Annotated in this window: 13 protein-coding genes and 1 tRNA gene; 8 read left to right on the top strand and 6 right to left on the bottom strand. The window is 65.1% G+C overall.

All coding sequences use genetic code 11. From position 1 onward, the window contains the following. Positions 1–131: 131 nt before the first annotated feature. The gene (locus tag ACRQ5J_RS18435; RefSeq protein ID WP_432378719.1) at positions 132–2,501 is read left to right on the top strand and encodes a penicillin acylase family protein; all 2,370 of its coding nucleotides are present in this window, start codon (positions 132–134) and stop codon (positions 2,499–2,501) included. Here the strand turns inward: ACRQ5J_RS18435 and ACRQ5J_RS18430 are convergent. Further along, the gene (locus ACRQ5J_RS18430; protein ID WP_432378717.1) at positions 2,437–3,645 is read right to left on the bottom strand and encodes an acyltransferase family protein; all 1,209 of its coding nucleotides are present in this window, start codon (positions 3,643–3,645) and stop codon (positions 2,437–2,439) included. The genes ACRQ5J_RS18435 and ACRQ5J_RS18430 overlap by 65 nt on opposite strands. A 208-nt stretch (positions 3,646–3,853) precedes the next feature. On the opposite strand from ACRQ5J_RS18430, the gene ACRQ5J_RS18425 reads away from it, so the two are divergent. Then, complete coding sequence (locus ACRQ5J_RS18425) at positions 3,854–4,525, top strand: PEP-CTERM sorting domain-containing protein (protein WP_432378715.1); 672 nt, start codon at positions 3,854–3,856, stop codon at positions 4,523–4,525. Here the strand turns inward: ACRQ5J_RS18425 and ACRQ5J_RS18420 are convergent. Then, entirely contained in the window at positions 4,504–5,733 is a 1,230-nt protein-coding gene (locus ACRQ5J_RS18420) for an MFS transporter (protein WP_432378713.1), read from the bottom strand. The two genes, ACRQ5J_RS18425 and ACRQ5J_RS18420, sit on opposite strands and share 22 nt — an antisense overlap. Before the next feature lie 97 nt (positions 5,734–5,830). On the opposite strand from ACRQ5J_RS18420, the gene ACRQ5J_RS18415 reads away from it, so the two are divergent. Continuing rightward, a complete protein-coding gene (locus ACRQ5J_RS18415; RefSeq protein ID WP_432378712.1) occupies positions 5,831–6,706 on the top strand; it encodes a LysR family transcriptional regulator in 876 nt (291 codons plus the stop codon). 32 nt (positions 6,707–6,738) lie between these two features. Here ACRQ5J_RS18415 and ACRQ5J_RS18410 read toward each other — a convergent pair whose 3' ends face one another. From ACRQ5J_RS18410 to ACRQ5J_RS18400, 3 genes are read right to left on the bottom strand one after another with little or no spacing between them, the layout of a single operon-like run. Continuing rightward, complete coding sequence (locus tag ACRQ5J_RS18410) at positions 6,739–7,452, bottom strand: LytR/AlgR family response regulator transcription factor (protein WP_432378710.1); 714 nt, start codon at positions 7,450–7,452, stop codon at positions 6,739–6,741. Beyond that, entirely contained in the window at positions 7,440–8,498 is a 1,059-nt protein-coding gene (locus ACRQ5J_RS18405; protein ID WP_432378709.1) for a sensor histidine kinase, read from the bottom strand. The genes ACRQ5J_RS18410 and ACRQ5J_RS18405 overlap by 13 nt, the downstream gene beginning before the upstream one ends. Before the next feature lies 1 nt (position 8,499). Then, a complete protein-coding gene (locus ACRQ5J_RS18400; protein ID WP_432378708.1) occupies positions 8,500–10,134 on the bottom strand; it encodes a Na+/H+ antiporter in 1,635 nt (544 codons plus the stop codon). A gap of 121 nt (positions 10,135–10,255) precedes the next feature. Between ACRQ5J_RS18400 and ACRQ5J_RS18395 the strand changes: the two genes are divergently transcribed. The 3 genes from ACRQ5J_RS18395 to ACRQ5J_RS18385 all read left to right on the top strand — a co-directional run bounded on the left by ACRQ5J_RS18395 (position 10,256) and on the right by ACRQ5J_RS18385 (position 12,098). After that, positions 10,256–10,331: transfer RNA gene (locus ACRQ5J_RS18395), tRNA-Gly, on the top strand. 146 nt (positions 10,332–10,477) lie between these two features. Further along, positions 10,478–11,443, top strand: a complete 966-nt coding sequence (locus ACRQ5J_RS18390) for a chemotaxis protein (RefSeq protein ID WP_432378707.1) — start codon at positions 10,478–10,480, stop codon at positions 11,441–11,443. A gap of 73 nt (positions 11,444–11,516) precedes the next feature. Then, positions 11,517–12,098, top strand: a complete 582-nt coding sequence (locus ACRQ5J_RS18385; protein WP_432378705.1) for a DJ-1/PfpI family protein — start codon at positions 11,517–11,519, stop codon at positions 12,096–12,098. On the opposite strand, the gene fghA is transcribed toward ACRQ5J_RS18385, so the two are convergent. Further along, positions 12,088–12,930: an S-formylglutathione hydrolase gene (gene fghA, locus ACRQ5J_RS18380; RefSeq protein ID WP_432378703.1), complete on the bottom strand. Its 843-nt coding sequence runs from the start codon at positions 12,928–12,930 to the stop codon at positions 12,088–12,090. The genes ACRQ5J_RS18385 and fghA overlap by 11 nt on opposite strands. 87 nt (positions 12,931–13,017) lie before the next feature. Between fghA and ACRQ5J_RS18375 the strand changes: the two genes are divergently transcribed. Beyond that, entirely contained in the window at positions 13,018–14,202 is a 1,185-nt protein-coding gene (locus ACRQ5J_RS18375; protein WP_432378701.1) for a cation:proton antiporter, read from the top strand. Next, positions 14,202–15,320 carry a YbdK family carboxylate-amine ligase gene (locus tag ACRQ5J_RS18370; protein ID WP_432378699.1) on the top strand — a complete coding sequence of 373 codons (1,119 nt, stop codon included), beginning with the start codon at positions 14,202–14,204 and terminating at the stop codon, positions 15,318–15,320. The genes ACRQ5J_RS18375 and ACRQ5J_RS18370 overlap by 1 nt, the downstream gene beginning before the upstream one ends. Position 15,321 lies beyond the last annotated feature (1 nt).

Below are 15,321 nucleotides of genomic sequence, written 5' to 3'. Positions count from 1 at the left end.
GCGTAGTCGTGTTGTTCTTACTCTAACATTAAACGGCGTCCATGGCGCATTTTTAATGCATGCCGGCGATTGCCCGTCGCCCGTGTCTCTGGCACTATGGGCAATATGAATCTTGTAACAACGGGGATGCTATGCAAAAGAGCCGGGTGCTGGTGTGGTCCAAGCGGATACTGATCGCCGCGTTGGTGTTGCTGGTACTGGCGATAGGCGCCGCCTGGCTGTATTTGCGCGGCAGCCTTGCGCAGCTTGACGGCGCCCGCCAGGCGGCCGGCCTTGACGCCACCGCCAGCGTTGCGCGCGACGCGCACGGCGTGCCGGTCATCAGCGGCGGCAGCCGCGCCGACGTGGCGTATGCCACCGGTTTCGTGCATGCGCAGGAACGCTACTTCCAGATGGACCTGCTGCGCCGCGTGGCGGCCGGCGAGCTGTCGGAGCTGTTCGGCGAGCGGGCGCTGGCGATCGACAAGTCACACCGCCTGCATCGCTTCCGCGCCCGCGCGGAGTTGGCTGTGAAAGCGCTGCCGGCGGCGGAGCGCGCGCTGCTGGAACGCTACGCGGCCGGCGTCAACGACGGCCTGAATGCGCTGAGCACCCGTCCTTTTGAATACGCGCTGGCCGGCTTGCCGCCACGCGCGTGGTCGCCGGCCGATACGCTGCTGGCCGTGTGGGCCATGTATTTCGATTTGCAAGGCAACCTGGAAACGCGCGAGCTGGCGCGCGGCTGGTTCCGCGATAATACCGACGAGACGCAGCGCGCCTTCCTCGCACCCGACTCGACGCCATGGGACGCGCCGCTCGATGCGCACACCATCGCCGCCGCCGAAGTGGTGATTCCGGCCGCGCCGCCGGCATGGTGGGGCAAGCGGAAAAGCGCCGACGCACCGTCGCCGGCCAAGGTGGCGCAAGCGGATTTCCTCCACACCGTAGGCAGCAACAACTGGGCGGTGGCGGGCAGCCGCAGCGACACCGGCGCCGCCATCATCGCCGACGATATGCATCTCGGCATACAGCTGCCGGCCATCTGGTATCGCGCCGTTTTGCAGTTCCCGGACGGGAAGGGCGGGCAGCGCCGCATGGTCGGCGTTACGCTGCCTGGCACGCCGTTTATCGTGGTGGGCAGCAATGGCCATGTCGCCTGGGGCTTCACCAACAGCTATGGCGACTATCTCGACCTGATCGAGATCGACGGCAAGGAGAAAATCGTCACCCACGACGAAACCATCCTGGTGAAAGGCGCTCCGGCGTACAAGCTCGCCGTGCGCGAAACCCCGCGTGGACCGATCCGGGAAGTGCGCGGCCGCAGCTACGCGGTGCACTGGGCGGCGCATCTGCCGGGCGCGGTCAATCTGAACGTGGGCAAGCTGGAACTGGCCGATACGCTGGACGAGGCGCTTGCCATCGCGCCGACGCTGGGCATACCGGCGCAGAACTTCGTCGGCGGCGACAGCAGCGGCAATATCGGCTGGACCATCGCCGGCCCGCTGCCGCGCCGCGCCGCCACCGGCAGCGCATCGACCTATCCGCTCAAGCCCTATGACGCGGCGGGCCTGTGGCAAGGCTGGCTGCCGGCCTCGGAATATCCCAGGATCGTGAATCCCGCCGATGGCCACATTGCCACCGCCAACAGCCGCCAGCTGTCCGGCGCCGGTGCGGCACTGATAGGCGACGGCGGTTTCGATCTTGGCGCGCGCACGCATCAGGTGCGCGACAGCCTGGCGGCGCTGGGCGCGAAGACCGACGTGAAAAAGGTCTACGCCATCGGCCTCGATGACCGCGCGGTATTCCTCGCCGCCTGGCGCGAGCGCGCCATCACCGCGCTGGATGCGAAGGCGGTCGCCGGCCACGCGCCGCGCGACGAGGCCTTGGCGCTGCTGAAGGATAACTGGACCGGCAGGGCCAGCGTGGACTCGGCCGGCTACCGCATCACGCGCGGCTTTATGTATGCGCTGTACGACATCATCTACGAGAACGCCAACGCGGAGCTGGCGAAGGTGGACCCGAAAGCCTCCATCGCCAGCGTCACGTCGCGCTGGCCGGTGGTGCTGGCGCGCGTGCTGGACCAGCAGCCGGACGGCTGGCTGCCGCCGCAATACGCCAACTGGCAGGAACTGCAACTGGCGGCGCTGGATCGCGTGATCGCCGACCTGACCAGGGACGGCCAGCCGCTGAAGAACGCCACCTGGGGGCAGCGCAATACGGCGGCCAGCGCGCATCCGATGGCGTCCGCCATTCCGCTGCTGGGCAAGTATCTGAAAGTGGCGCCGGACATGCTGGCCGGCGACCAGCACATGCCGCGCGTGGCCGGCCCCACCTTCGGCCAGTCGGAACGCCTGACGGTATCGCCGGGGCGCGAAGAGCAGGGCATCTTCAACATGCCGGGCGGGCAAAGCGGCCATCCGCTGTCGCCGTACTTCCTCGATGGCCGCACCGACTGGCTCACCGGGCGGGAGTCGCCGCTGCTGCCGGGGCCCGCGCAGCATACGCTGACGTTTGTGAAGTAAGCGGCCCAAGCCCGAACAGCGGCCGCAATACGGCGATGCGGCGCACCGCTTCAAACACGCCGAAGCTGACGCCGAAGGTGAGCACGACCAGGAACACGCCTTCGACGGTCGGCGCCAGCTTCACCGGTTTGAGCCAGTGGGCCATGGCGACGATCAGCGTCTGGTGCAGGATGTAGACCGGGAACACGGCCTCCGTCAGGTAGCGGCGCGCTGCGCTGTCGAAGTTCAGGTGGCGGCGGCCGAAGCCGCACATGGTCAGGATCGCGCTCCACTGGCAGACGCAATACACGGCGCGCATGACCGGCTTCCATTGCTGCACGGCGGGCGTATTGGCCAGCGCGTCAGGGATCGACCAGTAGATCACCACCAGCGCCCAGCTGCACAGCCACAGCCCGAGGCTGCTCCAGCGCTGCGCCTCGACGCGCGCCCAGAAGCCGCCTTGCATCGCCATCAGCGCGCCCAGGGCGAACAGGAAGAAGTAATGCGCGTGGTTGTACCAGTCGTCGACCAGCGCGTGGGTGGCGGGGAAGCGGTCGACCAGCGCGTAGCGGGCGATGGCCAGCACCAGCACCGGCAGCACGACGATGCGCCAGCCGCTGAGCAGCCGGTCCAGCGCCGCGCTGGCGGCGTCAACGCGGGCGCCCAGCAGCCAGGCGATCAATCCGCCGATCATGGTGTAAGCCCACAGGTAGGCAACGAACCACAGGTGATTCCAGGTCGGCAGGCGCAGGCAGTCGTCGCCGCGGCAAAAGCCGTTGTAGGCGCTGACATAGTGCCGCATGAATTCAAGATAGCCGCCCTGATAGGCGATCTTCTCGACGATTTCGAAATACGCCTGCGGCGGCACGATGACGAACATCCCGAACAGCAGCGGCACCAGCAAGCGCCAGCTGCGCTGCCGCAGCAGCGCGCCCACGCGCATCCGCTTCAGCATGAAGGCGGTGGCGACGCCGGAAATCATGAACAGCAGCGCCAGCCGCCATGGCGAGGAAAGTATCATCAGTGGTTCGATGGCGCTGCTGGCAAAAGGACTTTTCACGTGCCAGTCCCACGTCACGTAATACATGCCGGTGTGGTAGAGGATTAACAGGCAGAAGGCGAAGATGCGTATCCAGTCGAAGAAATACAGGCGTTGGTGGTTCATTGCGGGCTCCTTTTCGATGCCACAAGATTAACCAGCGGCGCGGCGCTGGTCGAGCGTCATGGGGCGAAACGGGAGCGGCGTGGGGCGAGTCGGAAGCTTGCAATAAACAATATACAAAAATACATCAAAAGACCATTTCGTTGCTACAATGAGTTTCCGTTTTTAACAAGACCAGGGGATAAAAATGAAATGGATCAACGCAGGAAAAATGCTGTCCGGCATGGCGCTGGTGCTGCTGGCCGGTGTCGGTCAAGCGCAGGTGGTCAAGTTTGAATTCACTGCCACCGGCAGTACGGCGCAGACCGGTGGCGACCTTGGCGCCATCCCGGCGCTGGCGCAAGGCACTAAAATCAGCGGCGTCTTCTATTACGATCTGTCGACGCCACCGGATGTTAGCCAGTCCGGCACCGACTTCGATAGCAAGACGTATAACAGTCTGAATACCAGTCTGACGTTCAGTGCCAATACCGGCTACAGTTTTGCGCCTGGTGCCAACGCCGCTGATTCATTGTTGCAGCCCACCATCGACATCCGAAACTACCATGCGGCAGGCGAGGGGCATAACGACGCGTTGTATCTGTACGCATACAACATTGACGGCGGCATCGAGCAGCAAGGCCAAATCACCCTGATCGGCAAGAACGGCCACAACACGTTCAACAGTGTGGCGCTGCCATCCGCGCTGTCGCTGGGGGACTTCGACGGCACGCTGCAGTTGCTGTGGCAGCACGGCGATAATTTTGTGCGGTTCGAGGCCAGTATCGATACGCTGCAACAAGTGGCTGCGGTGCCTGAGCCGGAAACCTACGCCATGCTCGGCGCCGGCCTGCTGCTGATGGGCGCGCTGGCTAGCCGCCGTCAGCGGCAGCCCTCGGCCTGAGTGTCCGGCACGCCGCCGTCAGCGGCGCCTTTAGCCCGCGTACTACGCAAGCCGTCTGCCGCGCGGCCGAAGCCGTGCTGGCCGGCGCGCCAGGCCAGCAGCATCGCTGCGGCGGACAGTGCCAGCAGCGACCACGGGAACGCCGTCACGCCCGCCTTGTCCAGCAACACGCCCCCGGCCACGCCGCCGGCAGCGATGGCGCTGTTCCAACTGGTGACCAGGATGGATTGCGCTACGTCCGCATGGTCGCCGGCCGCTTCCGCCAGCGCCGTTTGCAGCAACGCCGGCGAGCCGCCAAACGACACGCCCCACAACACCACCGCCACGTAGATCGCTTGCGTCGACCCGCCTGCCACGCCCAGCATCAGGGCTGCCAGCGCGAACCCGCCCAGGCTCAATAAAACCTGCCGGTGCAGATGGCGGTCGATCAGCATGCCGGTCAGCCAGACGCCGGCCAGCGCCGCCAGCCCGAACGCCATCAGCACCGTTTCGCTTTGCCCGGCCATGCCCAGCGGCGCCAGGAAAGGCACGATATAGGCGTAGAGCATGGTGTGCGCCAGCACCCACAGCATCAATACGGCCAGCACCGGCCGCACGCCGGGCAGCGTCAGCACCCGCGTGAGCGGCGCGCGCCGTGCGGCCGTCTGGCCCGGATAATCCGGCAGCACCAACCCCACCCAGACCATGGCCGCCAGCGTCAGCGCGGCCAGCATGATGAAGGCGAAGCGCCAGCCGAAGTGCCCACCCAGCAAGGTGCCGAGCGGTACGCCGATCGACAGCGCCAGCGGCGCACCGACGCCGGCGATCGCCAGCGCGCGGCCTTTGAGGTGATCCGCCACCATGCGGCGGGCATAGCCGGCGGCCATGGCCCAGATCATGGCGCCGGCGACGCCGGCGACAAAGCGCACCGCCAGCACCAGCGGCAGATGGCTGGCGAAGGCGGTCAGCAGATTGGCCAGCAGCAGGCAGCCCAGCGTGACCAGCAGCAGCGGCTTGCGGCGCCAGTGTAGCGTGGCCGCCGTCAGCGGAATGGCCGCCACCAGCGAGCCGACGGCGTATAGCGTGATGAACTGGCCGGCCATCGATTCGGAGATGCCCATGCCGCCGGCGATCATCGAGATGGTGCCGGCCGGGATGATTTCCGTGAGCAGGGCCAGAAAACCGGCGGTGGCCAGGGCGAGCAGGGCGCCCATCGGTAATGCGTTCATATGATCTTCCGTTGGATAAAGCCGTAGTGTGACGAAAGATCGATCAATGAAAAATAGGCTATAGTTCACAACACTTGTGTCATCGGAGTCATCAAAGGTGGATAACCTCAGTGCCCTGAACGTGTTCGTGCGCGTGGGCGAAGCAAGCAGTTTTACGGAGGCCGGCAAGCAGCTGGGCGTGAGCGCTTCGGCGGTCAGCAAATCGATAGGCCGGCTGGAGGCGCGGCTGGGCGTGCGCCTGTTTCACCGTTCGACACGGACGGTGAGCCTGACGCCGGAAGGGCTGCTGTTCCTGGAACGCTGCCGCCACATCCTGGCGCAGGTGGAGTCGGCCGAGGCGGAACTGCTGCAAGCGCAAGGTGCGCCGCGCGGCAGGCTGCGCATCAGCGTACCGTCGGTGGGCGCGATGTTCATGTCGCGGCTGGCGCACTTCAAGCGCCTGTATCGCGAGATCGCGCTGGACATCGATTGCTCCGACCGTTTTGTCGATGTCATCGAGGAGGGTTTCGACGCCGTCATCCGCACCGGCCAACTGGCCGACTCGCGCCTGGCCGCGCGGCGCATCGGCGCCTGCCGCAGAATCGTCGTCGCTTCGCCGGACTACCTGCAACGGGCAGGCGTGCCGCGCAAGCGACTGGACTTGCTGAAGCACGACTGCATCCTGTACCGCTATCCGCAAACGGGCAAGCTCGATATGTGGCCATGGGACGGCGTACCGCAAGGGCTGCCGGCCAGCGCCATCGCCAACACGCTGGAACCGCAGGTGTGCCTGGCGGAGCAGGGCGCAGGCCTGGCTTATGTGCCGGATATCGCCGTGCGCCAGCAACTGCGGGCCGGCCGGCTGGTGACGGTGCTGGACAAGCATGTCACGCAGGAGCTGGAGTTCTATGTGCTGTGGCCTTCGAGCCGGCACCTGCCGTCGAAGATCCGCGTGTTTGTGGACTTTATCGCGACGCAGCTGTTCCCGCTGTAGCCATCAGCGGCTGGCCGGGCGCCGGTGGCTGCTCAAGCGGCCAGCCGGCTTGCGACCTCGGCCCGGTACTGGCGGCTCAGCGGGACCCGCGCCCCGCCGCGCAGCAGCAGTTCGCCGTCGCCCTTGTCGTGATTGACGATGCTGGCGACCCAGTCGAGTTGCACGGCGGCGCGGCGGTGGCAGCGCATGAAGCGCGGGCCGAGTTTTTCCAGCAGCCCGGCCAGCGTCTGGCGCATCAGCGGTTTGCCGTCGGCAGTATGCAGGATAACGTAGTTGTCGGCGGTTTCTATCCACTGGATTTGCTCGACCTTGAGCACCCGCGTGCCACTGCGCTCCGGGATCAGCAACTGCGTGACCGCGGGCAGCGGCGCGGCGCTGGCGGGGCGCTGCGCCGCGCGCCGTTCGCGCGCGCGTTGCAGGGCGCGTTGCAGGCGCGGCTGGTCGTAAGGCTTGAGCAGATAGTCGATGGCGTTGGCGTCGAAGGCGCGGATGGCGTATTCGTCGTAGGCCGTGACGAACACCACCAGCGGCGTGGGCGCCGGCAGCGAGGCGGCGACATCGAGGCCCGAGACTTCCGGCATCTGGATGTCAAGCAGCAGCAGGTCCGGCGCGAAAGCGGGCAGCATTTCCAGCGCCTCCACGCCATCGCGCGCCTCGCCGATGGCGCTAATGTCCGGTTCTGACGCCAGCATGCGCCGCAGCTTGTCGCGCGCGGGCCGCTCGTCGTCGACGATCAGGATGCGCATGGCAGCCTCACTTCGGCGCGCACGCCGGCCGGCGATAGCGCCGTCAGCGCAAACGCCGCCCGGCCGGCATACAGGGCGTCGAGCCGCTCGCGCAGATTGCGCACGCCGATGCCAGGCGATGCGCCGCCGGTTGGCAGCGCGCCGGCGTCGTCCTCCAGCCGCAACACAAGCGCATCGCCGTGGCGTTGCGCGGAGATGCGAATGGCGGTCGGCTGGCGGCGTTTTTCCACCGTGTGCTTGAAGATGTTTTCCAACAGCGGCTGCATGCTCATCACAGGCACGTCACAGTCCAGCAGCGATTCGTCGATATGCCAGCCGATGCTGACGCGGTCCGAAAAACGCTCTGCCATCAGCGCCGCATAGCCGCGCAGGATGCGCAGTTCGGTTTCCAGCGGCACCAGATGGCGTTCGCCGACATCGAGCGTGGCGCGCAGCACGTCGGACAGTTGGACCAGCATGGCGTCCGCGCGTTGCACGTCGCTGTACATCAGCGACGATATCGTGTTGAGCGCGTTGAACAGGAAGTGCGGCTGCATCTGCTGGCCCAGGCGCAGCAGCTGCGCCTCGCGCAACGAGGCCTGCGCCTGCGCGGCGCGCAGCCTTTCCTCCAGCATCGCATGGAAGGACAGCAGGCCGAACACGATGCCGGTGAAAAGAGCGAAGAAGACCGTGATCTTCACGTTCTCGTACAGGAAAGTCTCCGGCCACGGCGTGTGGGTGTAGGCCTGGCCATTGAATGCGTACACCGCATGGCGCATGCCGAACGCCACCGGCGTGAACAGCAGCCAGTACATCGGCAGCCACGCCAGCTGGCGCGCGAACCAGCGCGGCGGCGACGATATCAGCGCGTCATGCTGGCGCGTCATGCGCCGCTGCGCCAGCAGCAGCAGCGTGCAGGTCAGCGCCGACGACGTCTCCCACAACACCGGCTTCCAGTATTCGCGGCCGCCGTCATGGATGAAGTCCTGCACGGCGGTCGAGACCATCAGGCCCCAGAACAGCAGCCACGCGAGTATCAGCAGGAGGCGGGTGCGGGAGCGTGGCATGTCAGCGGTAGCGCGATTCCATCAGGTCGATCTCGCGCACCAGCTTGCGCGAGATTTCGTCGGAGATGTGATCGTGGCGCGCCAGGTCGAACACCGTGCGGCGCTCGGCCGCCAGCGCCGCCAGGCGCAGCTCCTTCTCGGCATAATCGGTCTTGCGCCAGGCTTGCTCGCTTTCCGGATCGACCTCTTTCAGTTTGTGCTCGTAGAAGGCGATGACCCGCGCCGCCGCCTGCGGATAGACATCCGGATCGATGCAGGCGTCCGATTCCATCAGCTCGACCTGGGTTTTTTCGATGGCGGCGATGGCGGCGTTGGCGGCCGCGCGGCGCGCCAGGTCTTCTTCCTGCTGTTCTTCCGGCTCGGCCGGGAAGGTCATGCCGGCCAGCAGGCGTGGCAAGGCCACGCTGGCGATCAGCAGCGACAGCAGAATCACCGAGCAGGCCAGGAAGATGGTCAGCGCGCGCGCCGGGAACGGATCGCCGTTCGGCAGCGCCAGCGGCAGCGTCAATACACCGGCCAGCGTGATGGTGCCGCGCGCGCCGGCCAGCGTGGTGGCCAGCAGCAGGCGCGGATTGATCTTGTGGCGCGGCTGGTGGCGGTATTTCTGCTTGAAGATGGTCAGCCGCAGCGACGCCCACACCCACGCGAAGCGCAGCGCCAGCAGGCCGGCGGTGATGGCCAGCGCGTACACCAGCAGCCACCAGCGGTTCATATGGCCGCTTTCCTCCAGCGAGGCGCCGGCCAGGCGGAAGATTTCCGGCAGCTGTTCACCGAGCAGCACGAACATCACGCCGTTCAGCGAGAACTGCACCGTGTCCCATACGGCCGAGCGCTGGATGCGGGTGCTGGCCATCGCGTGGCCGCTCAGTTCCACATAGCTCATGGTGATGCCGGCCGCCACCGCCGCCAGGATGCCGGAGGCGTGCAGGCGCTCGGCCACCAGGTAGGCGCCGAACGGAATCAGCAGGTTGACCAGGATCGGCGAACCTGGCGGCTCGCCGAAGTGGCGCGTCAGCCAGCGCTGCACCCAGGTGATGAGCATGGTGACGCCGACGCCGGCGCCGATGCCGCCCACCACCACCCAGACGAAGGTGAGGGCGGCGCTTTGCAGCGAGAAGGCGCCGGTCATCGCCGCCGCCACCGCGAAGCGGAAGCACACCAGGCCGGAGGCGTCGTTCAGCAGCGATTCGCCTTCGAGGATGTGCATCAGCCGTTTCGGGATCGGCGTCGAGGCGGTGATCGAGCTGACCGCGATCGGGTCGGTCGGCGAGACGATCGCCGCCAGCGCGAACGCCACCGCCAGCGGCACGGTCGGGATCAGCCAGTGGATCAGGAAGCCGGCGCCGATGACGGTAAACACCACCAGGCCGAGCGCCAGCTCGAGGATGGTGCCCTTGTCGCGCAGCAGGCCGCTTTTGGGGATGCGCCAGCCGTCGAGGAACAGCAGCGGCGGCAGGAACACCAGGAAGAACAGCTCCGGGTCCAGGTCCACGCCATGGGTTGACTTGGCGGCGATCAGCGCGCCCAGGCCGATCTGCACCAGCGGCAGCGGTATCGCGCCGGGCAGCACTTTGCGCAGGTAAGCGCTGGCGACCACCGCCAGCAACATGATCAGCACGACTTCGATTGAATCCATTAACTTCCTTTTCCTACGTGAATACCAAAACGGACTAAGCTTACACTATTGGAAGTTCGGTAAGAAGTTGAGCTATGGCACTGGCGGAATCCCAATTTTTCTGGCATACTGCATGCCTTCTGCGGGAGTAGCTCAGTTGGTAGAGCGCAACCTTGCCAAGGTTGAGGTCGAGAGTTCGAGACTCTTCTCCCGCTCCAGAATTCAATAGCACATTGGTAGTGAGCTATTCTTGGAAAAAGGCGGCCCGCGGGCCGCCTTTTTTGTTGTTTATCGTTCTCCAATACAACATCTTCCGCGTTGCAAACGTTATACTGGTAGCGGACCACCGAAGGAGACGATATCCATGAAATCTGTTCAACAGGAAGTTGATGAGCGTAGCAACCTGACCAACTCCAACAAATTCGAACTCCTCCTGTTCCGCCTGGGCGGCGACGCCAATGGCGAACATTCGGAGTTGTTCGGTATTAACGTCTTCAAAATCCGCGAAATCGTAGCAATGCCCGAAGTAACTGCCGTGGCCGGGTCCCCGCCACACATGTTGGGTGTTGTGAACCTTCGCGGGCAAATCATCACGGTGCTGGATTTGCCAGGCATCGTCGGTGTGACCCCAAAAACCGGTCTGAATATTATGTTGGTCACTGAATTCGCGCGCACCACGCAAGCGTTCGCGGTCGAGTCAGTGGATGAAATCGTGCGCCTGGACTGGAGCCAGGTGCTGACTGCCGAAGGCACGGCCGGCGGCAAGGTCACCAGTATCGCCCGCGTCGACGGCGACGTGCAGAACACCCGTCTGGCGCAGGTGCTGGACGTGGAAACCATTCTGCGCGAACTGGTGCCGCCGGAAGGCAAGGATGTCGATCCCGAAACCATCGGACCGAAAGTGCTGCTCAAACAGGGCGCTGTCATCCTCGCCGCCGACGATTCGGTCGTCGCGCGCAATCTGATTGAAAAGGGCCTGGAAGCGATGGGCGCCCACTTCATCATGACCAAGTCGGGCAAGGAGGCATGGGACCGCCTGCAAGCCATCGCCGAAGGCGCCAAGGCCGAAGGCGTGGGCATCAGCGACCGTGTCGCCATGATCCTGACCGACCTGGAAATGCCGGAGATGGACGGCTTCACGCTGACCCGCCTGGTCAAGCAGGACCCGCGCTTTGCCAAGATCCCTGTGGTGATTCACTCTTCGTTGTCGGGCAAGACCAACGAAGACCACGTCAAGGGCGTCGGCGCCGATGCGTATGTGGCCAAGTTCTCCGCCGAGGACCTGGCCGGCACCATCCGCACCGTGCTGACCAAGGCGGCTGCCGCGTAAGCAATAAAACAAGGTAGTATCAGGGGCCACGATGGCGACATCGTGGCCCTTTACTTTCACGAAAGGATCTACCGTGGCAGCGAAGAAAATTCTGTTTTTGACGGGCGATTTTGCCGAAGATTACGAAACCATGGTGCCGTTCCAGGCGCTGCAGGCGGTCGGCCATACCGTGCACGCCGTGTGCCCGGACAAGCAGGCCGGCGACACCATCAAGACCGCCATCCACGATTTCGAGGGCGACCAGACCTACACCGAAAAGCCGGGCCACCGCTTCACGCTCAACGCCGACTTCGCCGGGGCCGACGCCGGCCACTACGACGCGCTGGCCATCGCCGGCGGCCGCGCGCCGGAATACCTGCGGCTGAATCCGCGCGTGATCGAACTGGTGCGGCAGTTCGCCGACGCCAACAAGCCGATCGCGGCGATCTGCCATGGCGCGCAGCTGCTGGCCGCGGCCGACGTCATCCGCGGCAAAACGATTTCCGCGTATCCGGCCTGCGCGCCGGAGGTGCGGCTGGCCGGCGCCAGCTACGCCGACATCGCGGTCGACCAGGCGGTCACCGACGGCATCTTCGTCACCGCGCCGGCCTGGCCGGCGCATCCGGCGTGGATTGCCCAGTTGCTCAAGGCGCTGGGCACGGAGATCAGGCTCTGAGGTTGTTCGCGTGGAAGCGCAGGTGGTCTTCCACGAATGTCTGGATGAAGTAGTAGCCGTGGTCGTAGCCGGCATGGCGGCGCAGCGTCAGCGGCTGCGCCGCCGTCGCGCAGGCGGCCTCGAACGCTTCCGGGTACAGCTGCTCGGCGAGGAACTTGTCGGCCAGTCCCTGGTCTATCAGGATGCCGGCCGGGAAGGGCGTCTGCACTTGCGCCATCAGCAAACTGGCGTCATACTGCGCCCACGCGCCCTGGTCTTCGCCGAGATAACCGGTGAAGGCCTTCCTGCCCCACGGGCACTGCGATGGCGCGGCAATCGGCGCAAACGCGGACACCGACTTGAACAGGTCGGGGCGTTTCAGCGCTAGCGTCAATGCGCCATGGCCGCCCATGGAGTGACCGAAAACGCCGATGCGCTGCGCATCGACCGGCAGTTCCTGCCCCACCAGCTCACGCAGCTCATGAATATAGCTGTACATGCGATAGTGTTTGGCCCACTTCGCCTGCGTGGCATCCAGATAAAAACCCGCGCCGACGCCGAAGTCCCAGCTCTCGCTCTCGCCGTCGACATTGGCGCCGCGCGGGCTGGTGTCCGGCGCGATCAGCATCAGGCCGAGTTCGGCGGCCACGCGCTGCGCGCCGGCCTTGATCATGAAGGTCTCTTCGGTGCAGGTCAGGCCGGCGAGATAGAACAGGGCAGGCACAGGGCCGTGCTTTGCCTGCGCAGGAATGAAGACCGAGAAGCGCATCGGCAAGCCGATTTCGCGCGACTCGTGGCGGTACACACGCTGCACGCCGCCGAAGCACGCATGTTCGTTAACAATTTCGGGCATTAAATGTTTCCTTAAGTTCCCTAGCGCACAGTGATGGCGCTAGCCATACCGCAGAATTGTACAAGTATTGATAAAAAGGAGAAGTACATGCCGGATATTCAGGTCATTTTGGCCGATATGGGATGGCCGCTGGCCATCGCCGTCGCCTGGCTTACAGGGGAACTCTTGCACCGCTGGACGCGCCTGCCGCGCATCAGCGTCTACGGCCTGGTCGGCTTCGCACTGGCCCAGGCTTTCCCGGAAGCGCTCAGCAGCGGCGCCTCAAGCAACGTCACCATCATCGCCAACCTGGCCTTCGGCCTGATCCTGTTTGAATTTGGCTACCGCATCAACCTGCACTGGCTGCGCATCAATCCATGGATTGCCGTCACCGGCCTGGTGGAGTCGGCCGCCACGTTTATCGTGGTGTATGCGATTTCCCACCTGACCGGCATGCCGCCGCTGACCTCGCTGTTGCTGGCCTCGCTGGCCATGTCGACCTCGCCGGCCGGCGTGCTGCGCGTGATTAATGAAGAAGACTCGTCGGGCCAGGTGACCGAACGCGTGCTGCACCTGGTGGCGATCAACAGCGTGGTGGCGCTGTTCGTGTTCAAGGTGGTGGTCGGCTTCTGGGTGTTCGAGACTTCCGGCAGCCTGACGCAGGCGATGTCGCACAGCGGCATCGAACTGCTCGGTTCGGCCGCGATGGGCGCGGTGATGGGCTTCCTGGTGCCGGCCGTGCTGCGCCGGCTGGGCGCGCTGGCGCGCGACGGCACCATCGCCTTCGCGCTGGGCGTGATCCTGCTGGTGGCGGCGGCGCGCGCGTTCGACGTCTCGCCGGTGCTGGCGACGCTGACCTTCGGCCTGGTGGCGCGCCACAACCGCGTGGCCTTCAGCCGCACCGAACGCAACTTCGGCGGCATCGGCGAACTGCTGACCGTGCTGCTGTTCGTGTTCGCCGTCTCGACGCTGGAATGGGAGCGCGTGGTCGATGGCGCCGGCCTGGCGGCGGTGCTGCTGCTGGCGCGTTTCCTGGTCAAGACGGCCAGCGTGACGGCGTTCGCGCACGTCAGCGGCATCTCGTGGCGCAAGGGCGTGGCGACCGGTATCGCGATGTCGCCGATGTCGGTGTTCGTCACGCTGCTGCTGGAGCAAACCAAATACATGGGCATCGTGCTGGTCGATGAACTGGCCGCGCTGGCGGCGATGACGCTGCTGCTGGAGGTGCTCGGCCCGATCATCACGCAGCGCGCGCTGGTCTGGGCGAAAGAAACCCATCAGGAGGCAAAATAATGGCATTGGAAGAATTTAAATCGTCGCAACCGCTGACCATGGGCGTGGAGCTGGAGCTGCAACTGGTCAGCCTGTCGGACTTCGACCTGACCGCGTCCAGCCCGGACCTGCTGCACCTGTTGAGCCGCAAGCCTTTCCCCGGCAACGTCACGCCGGAAATCACCGAGAGCATGATCGAGATTAACAGCGACGTGCACACCAACCACACCGAGCTGGTCAAGCAATTGCAGGTGATCCGCGACACGCTGGTGCAGGCCGGCGAGCAGCTCAACATCGGCATCTGCGGCGGCGGCACGCACCCGTTCCAGAAATGGTCGGACCGGCGGATTTTCGCCAAGCCGCGTTTCAAGGAAGTGTCCGAGCTGTATGGCTATCTGGCCAAGCAGTTCACGATTTTTGGCCAGCACGTGCACATCGGCTGCGCCTCGGGCGACGACGCGCTGTTCCTGCTGCACGCGCTGAGCCGTTACGTGCCGCATTTCATCGCGCTGTCGTCGTCGTCGCCGTACGTGCAGGGTAACGACACGCTGTTCAACTCGGCGCGCCTGAACTCGGTGTTCGCCTTCCCGATGAGCGGTCGCGCGCCGTTCACGCAAAGCTGGCACACCTTCGAGCACGAGTATTTCGCCAAGATGGAACACACCGGCGTGATCAAGAGCATGAAGGACTTCTACTGGGATATCCGGCCGAAGCCGGAATTCGGCACCATCGAGCTGCGCGTGTGCGACACGCCGCTGACGGTGGAGCGGGCGGCCGCGCTGGCGGTGTACCTGCAATCGCTGTGCGCCTACCTGCTGGAGCGGCGCGAGGAAGCGCCGGCGGAGGACGACTACCTGGTCTACAACTACAACCGCTTCCAGGCCTGCCGCTTCGGCCTGGACGGCACGGTGGTGCATCCGAAAACCTACGAGAGCCTGTCTCTGCGCGAAGACATCCTGACCACGCTGCGCAAGATGGAGCCGTACGGCGTGCAGCTGGGCGCCACGGCCGGCCTGCAACACCTGGTGCAGGTCACGCACGAGGGCAGCGACGCCCACTACCTGCGCCAGCAGTTCGACCGCAGCGGCAGCGTCGAAGGCGTGGTGGATGCGGCGATCCAGCGCTTCCGCGGCCGCTGAG

It is taken from the genome of Duganella sp. P38 (assembly GCF_050859475.1).
In the GTDB taxonomy this organism is placed as follows: Bacteria; Pseudomonadota; Gammaproteobacteria; order Burkholderiales; family Burkholderiaceae_D; genus Rugamonas.
This window is presented reverse-complemented; position numbering and strand designations above follow the sequence as displayed.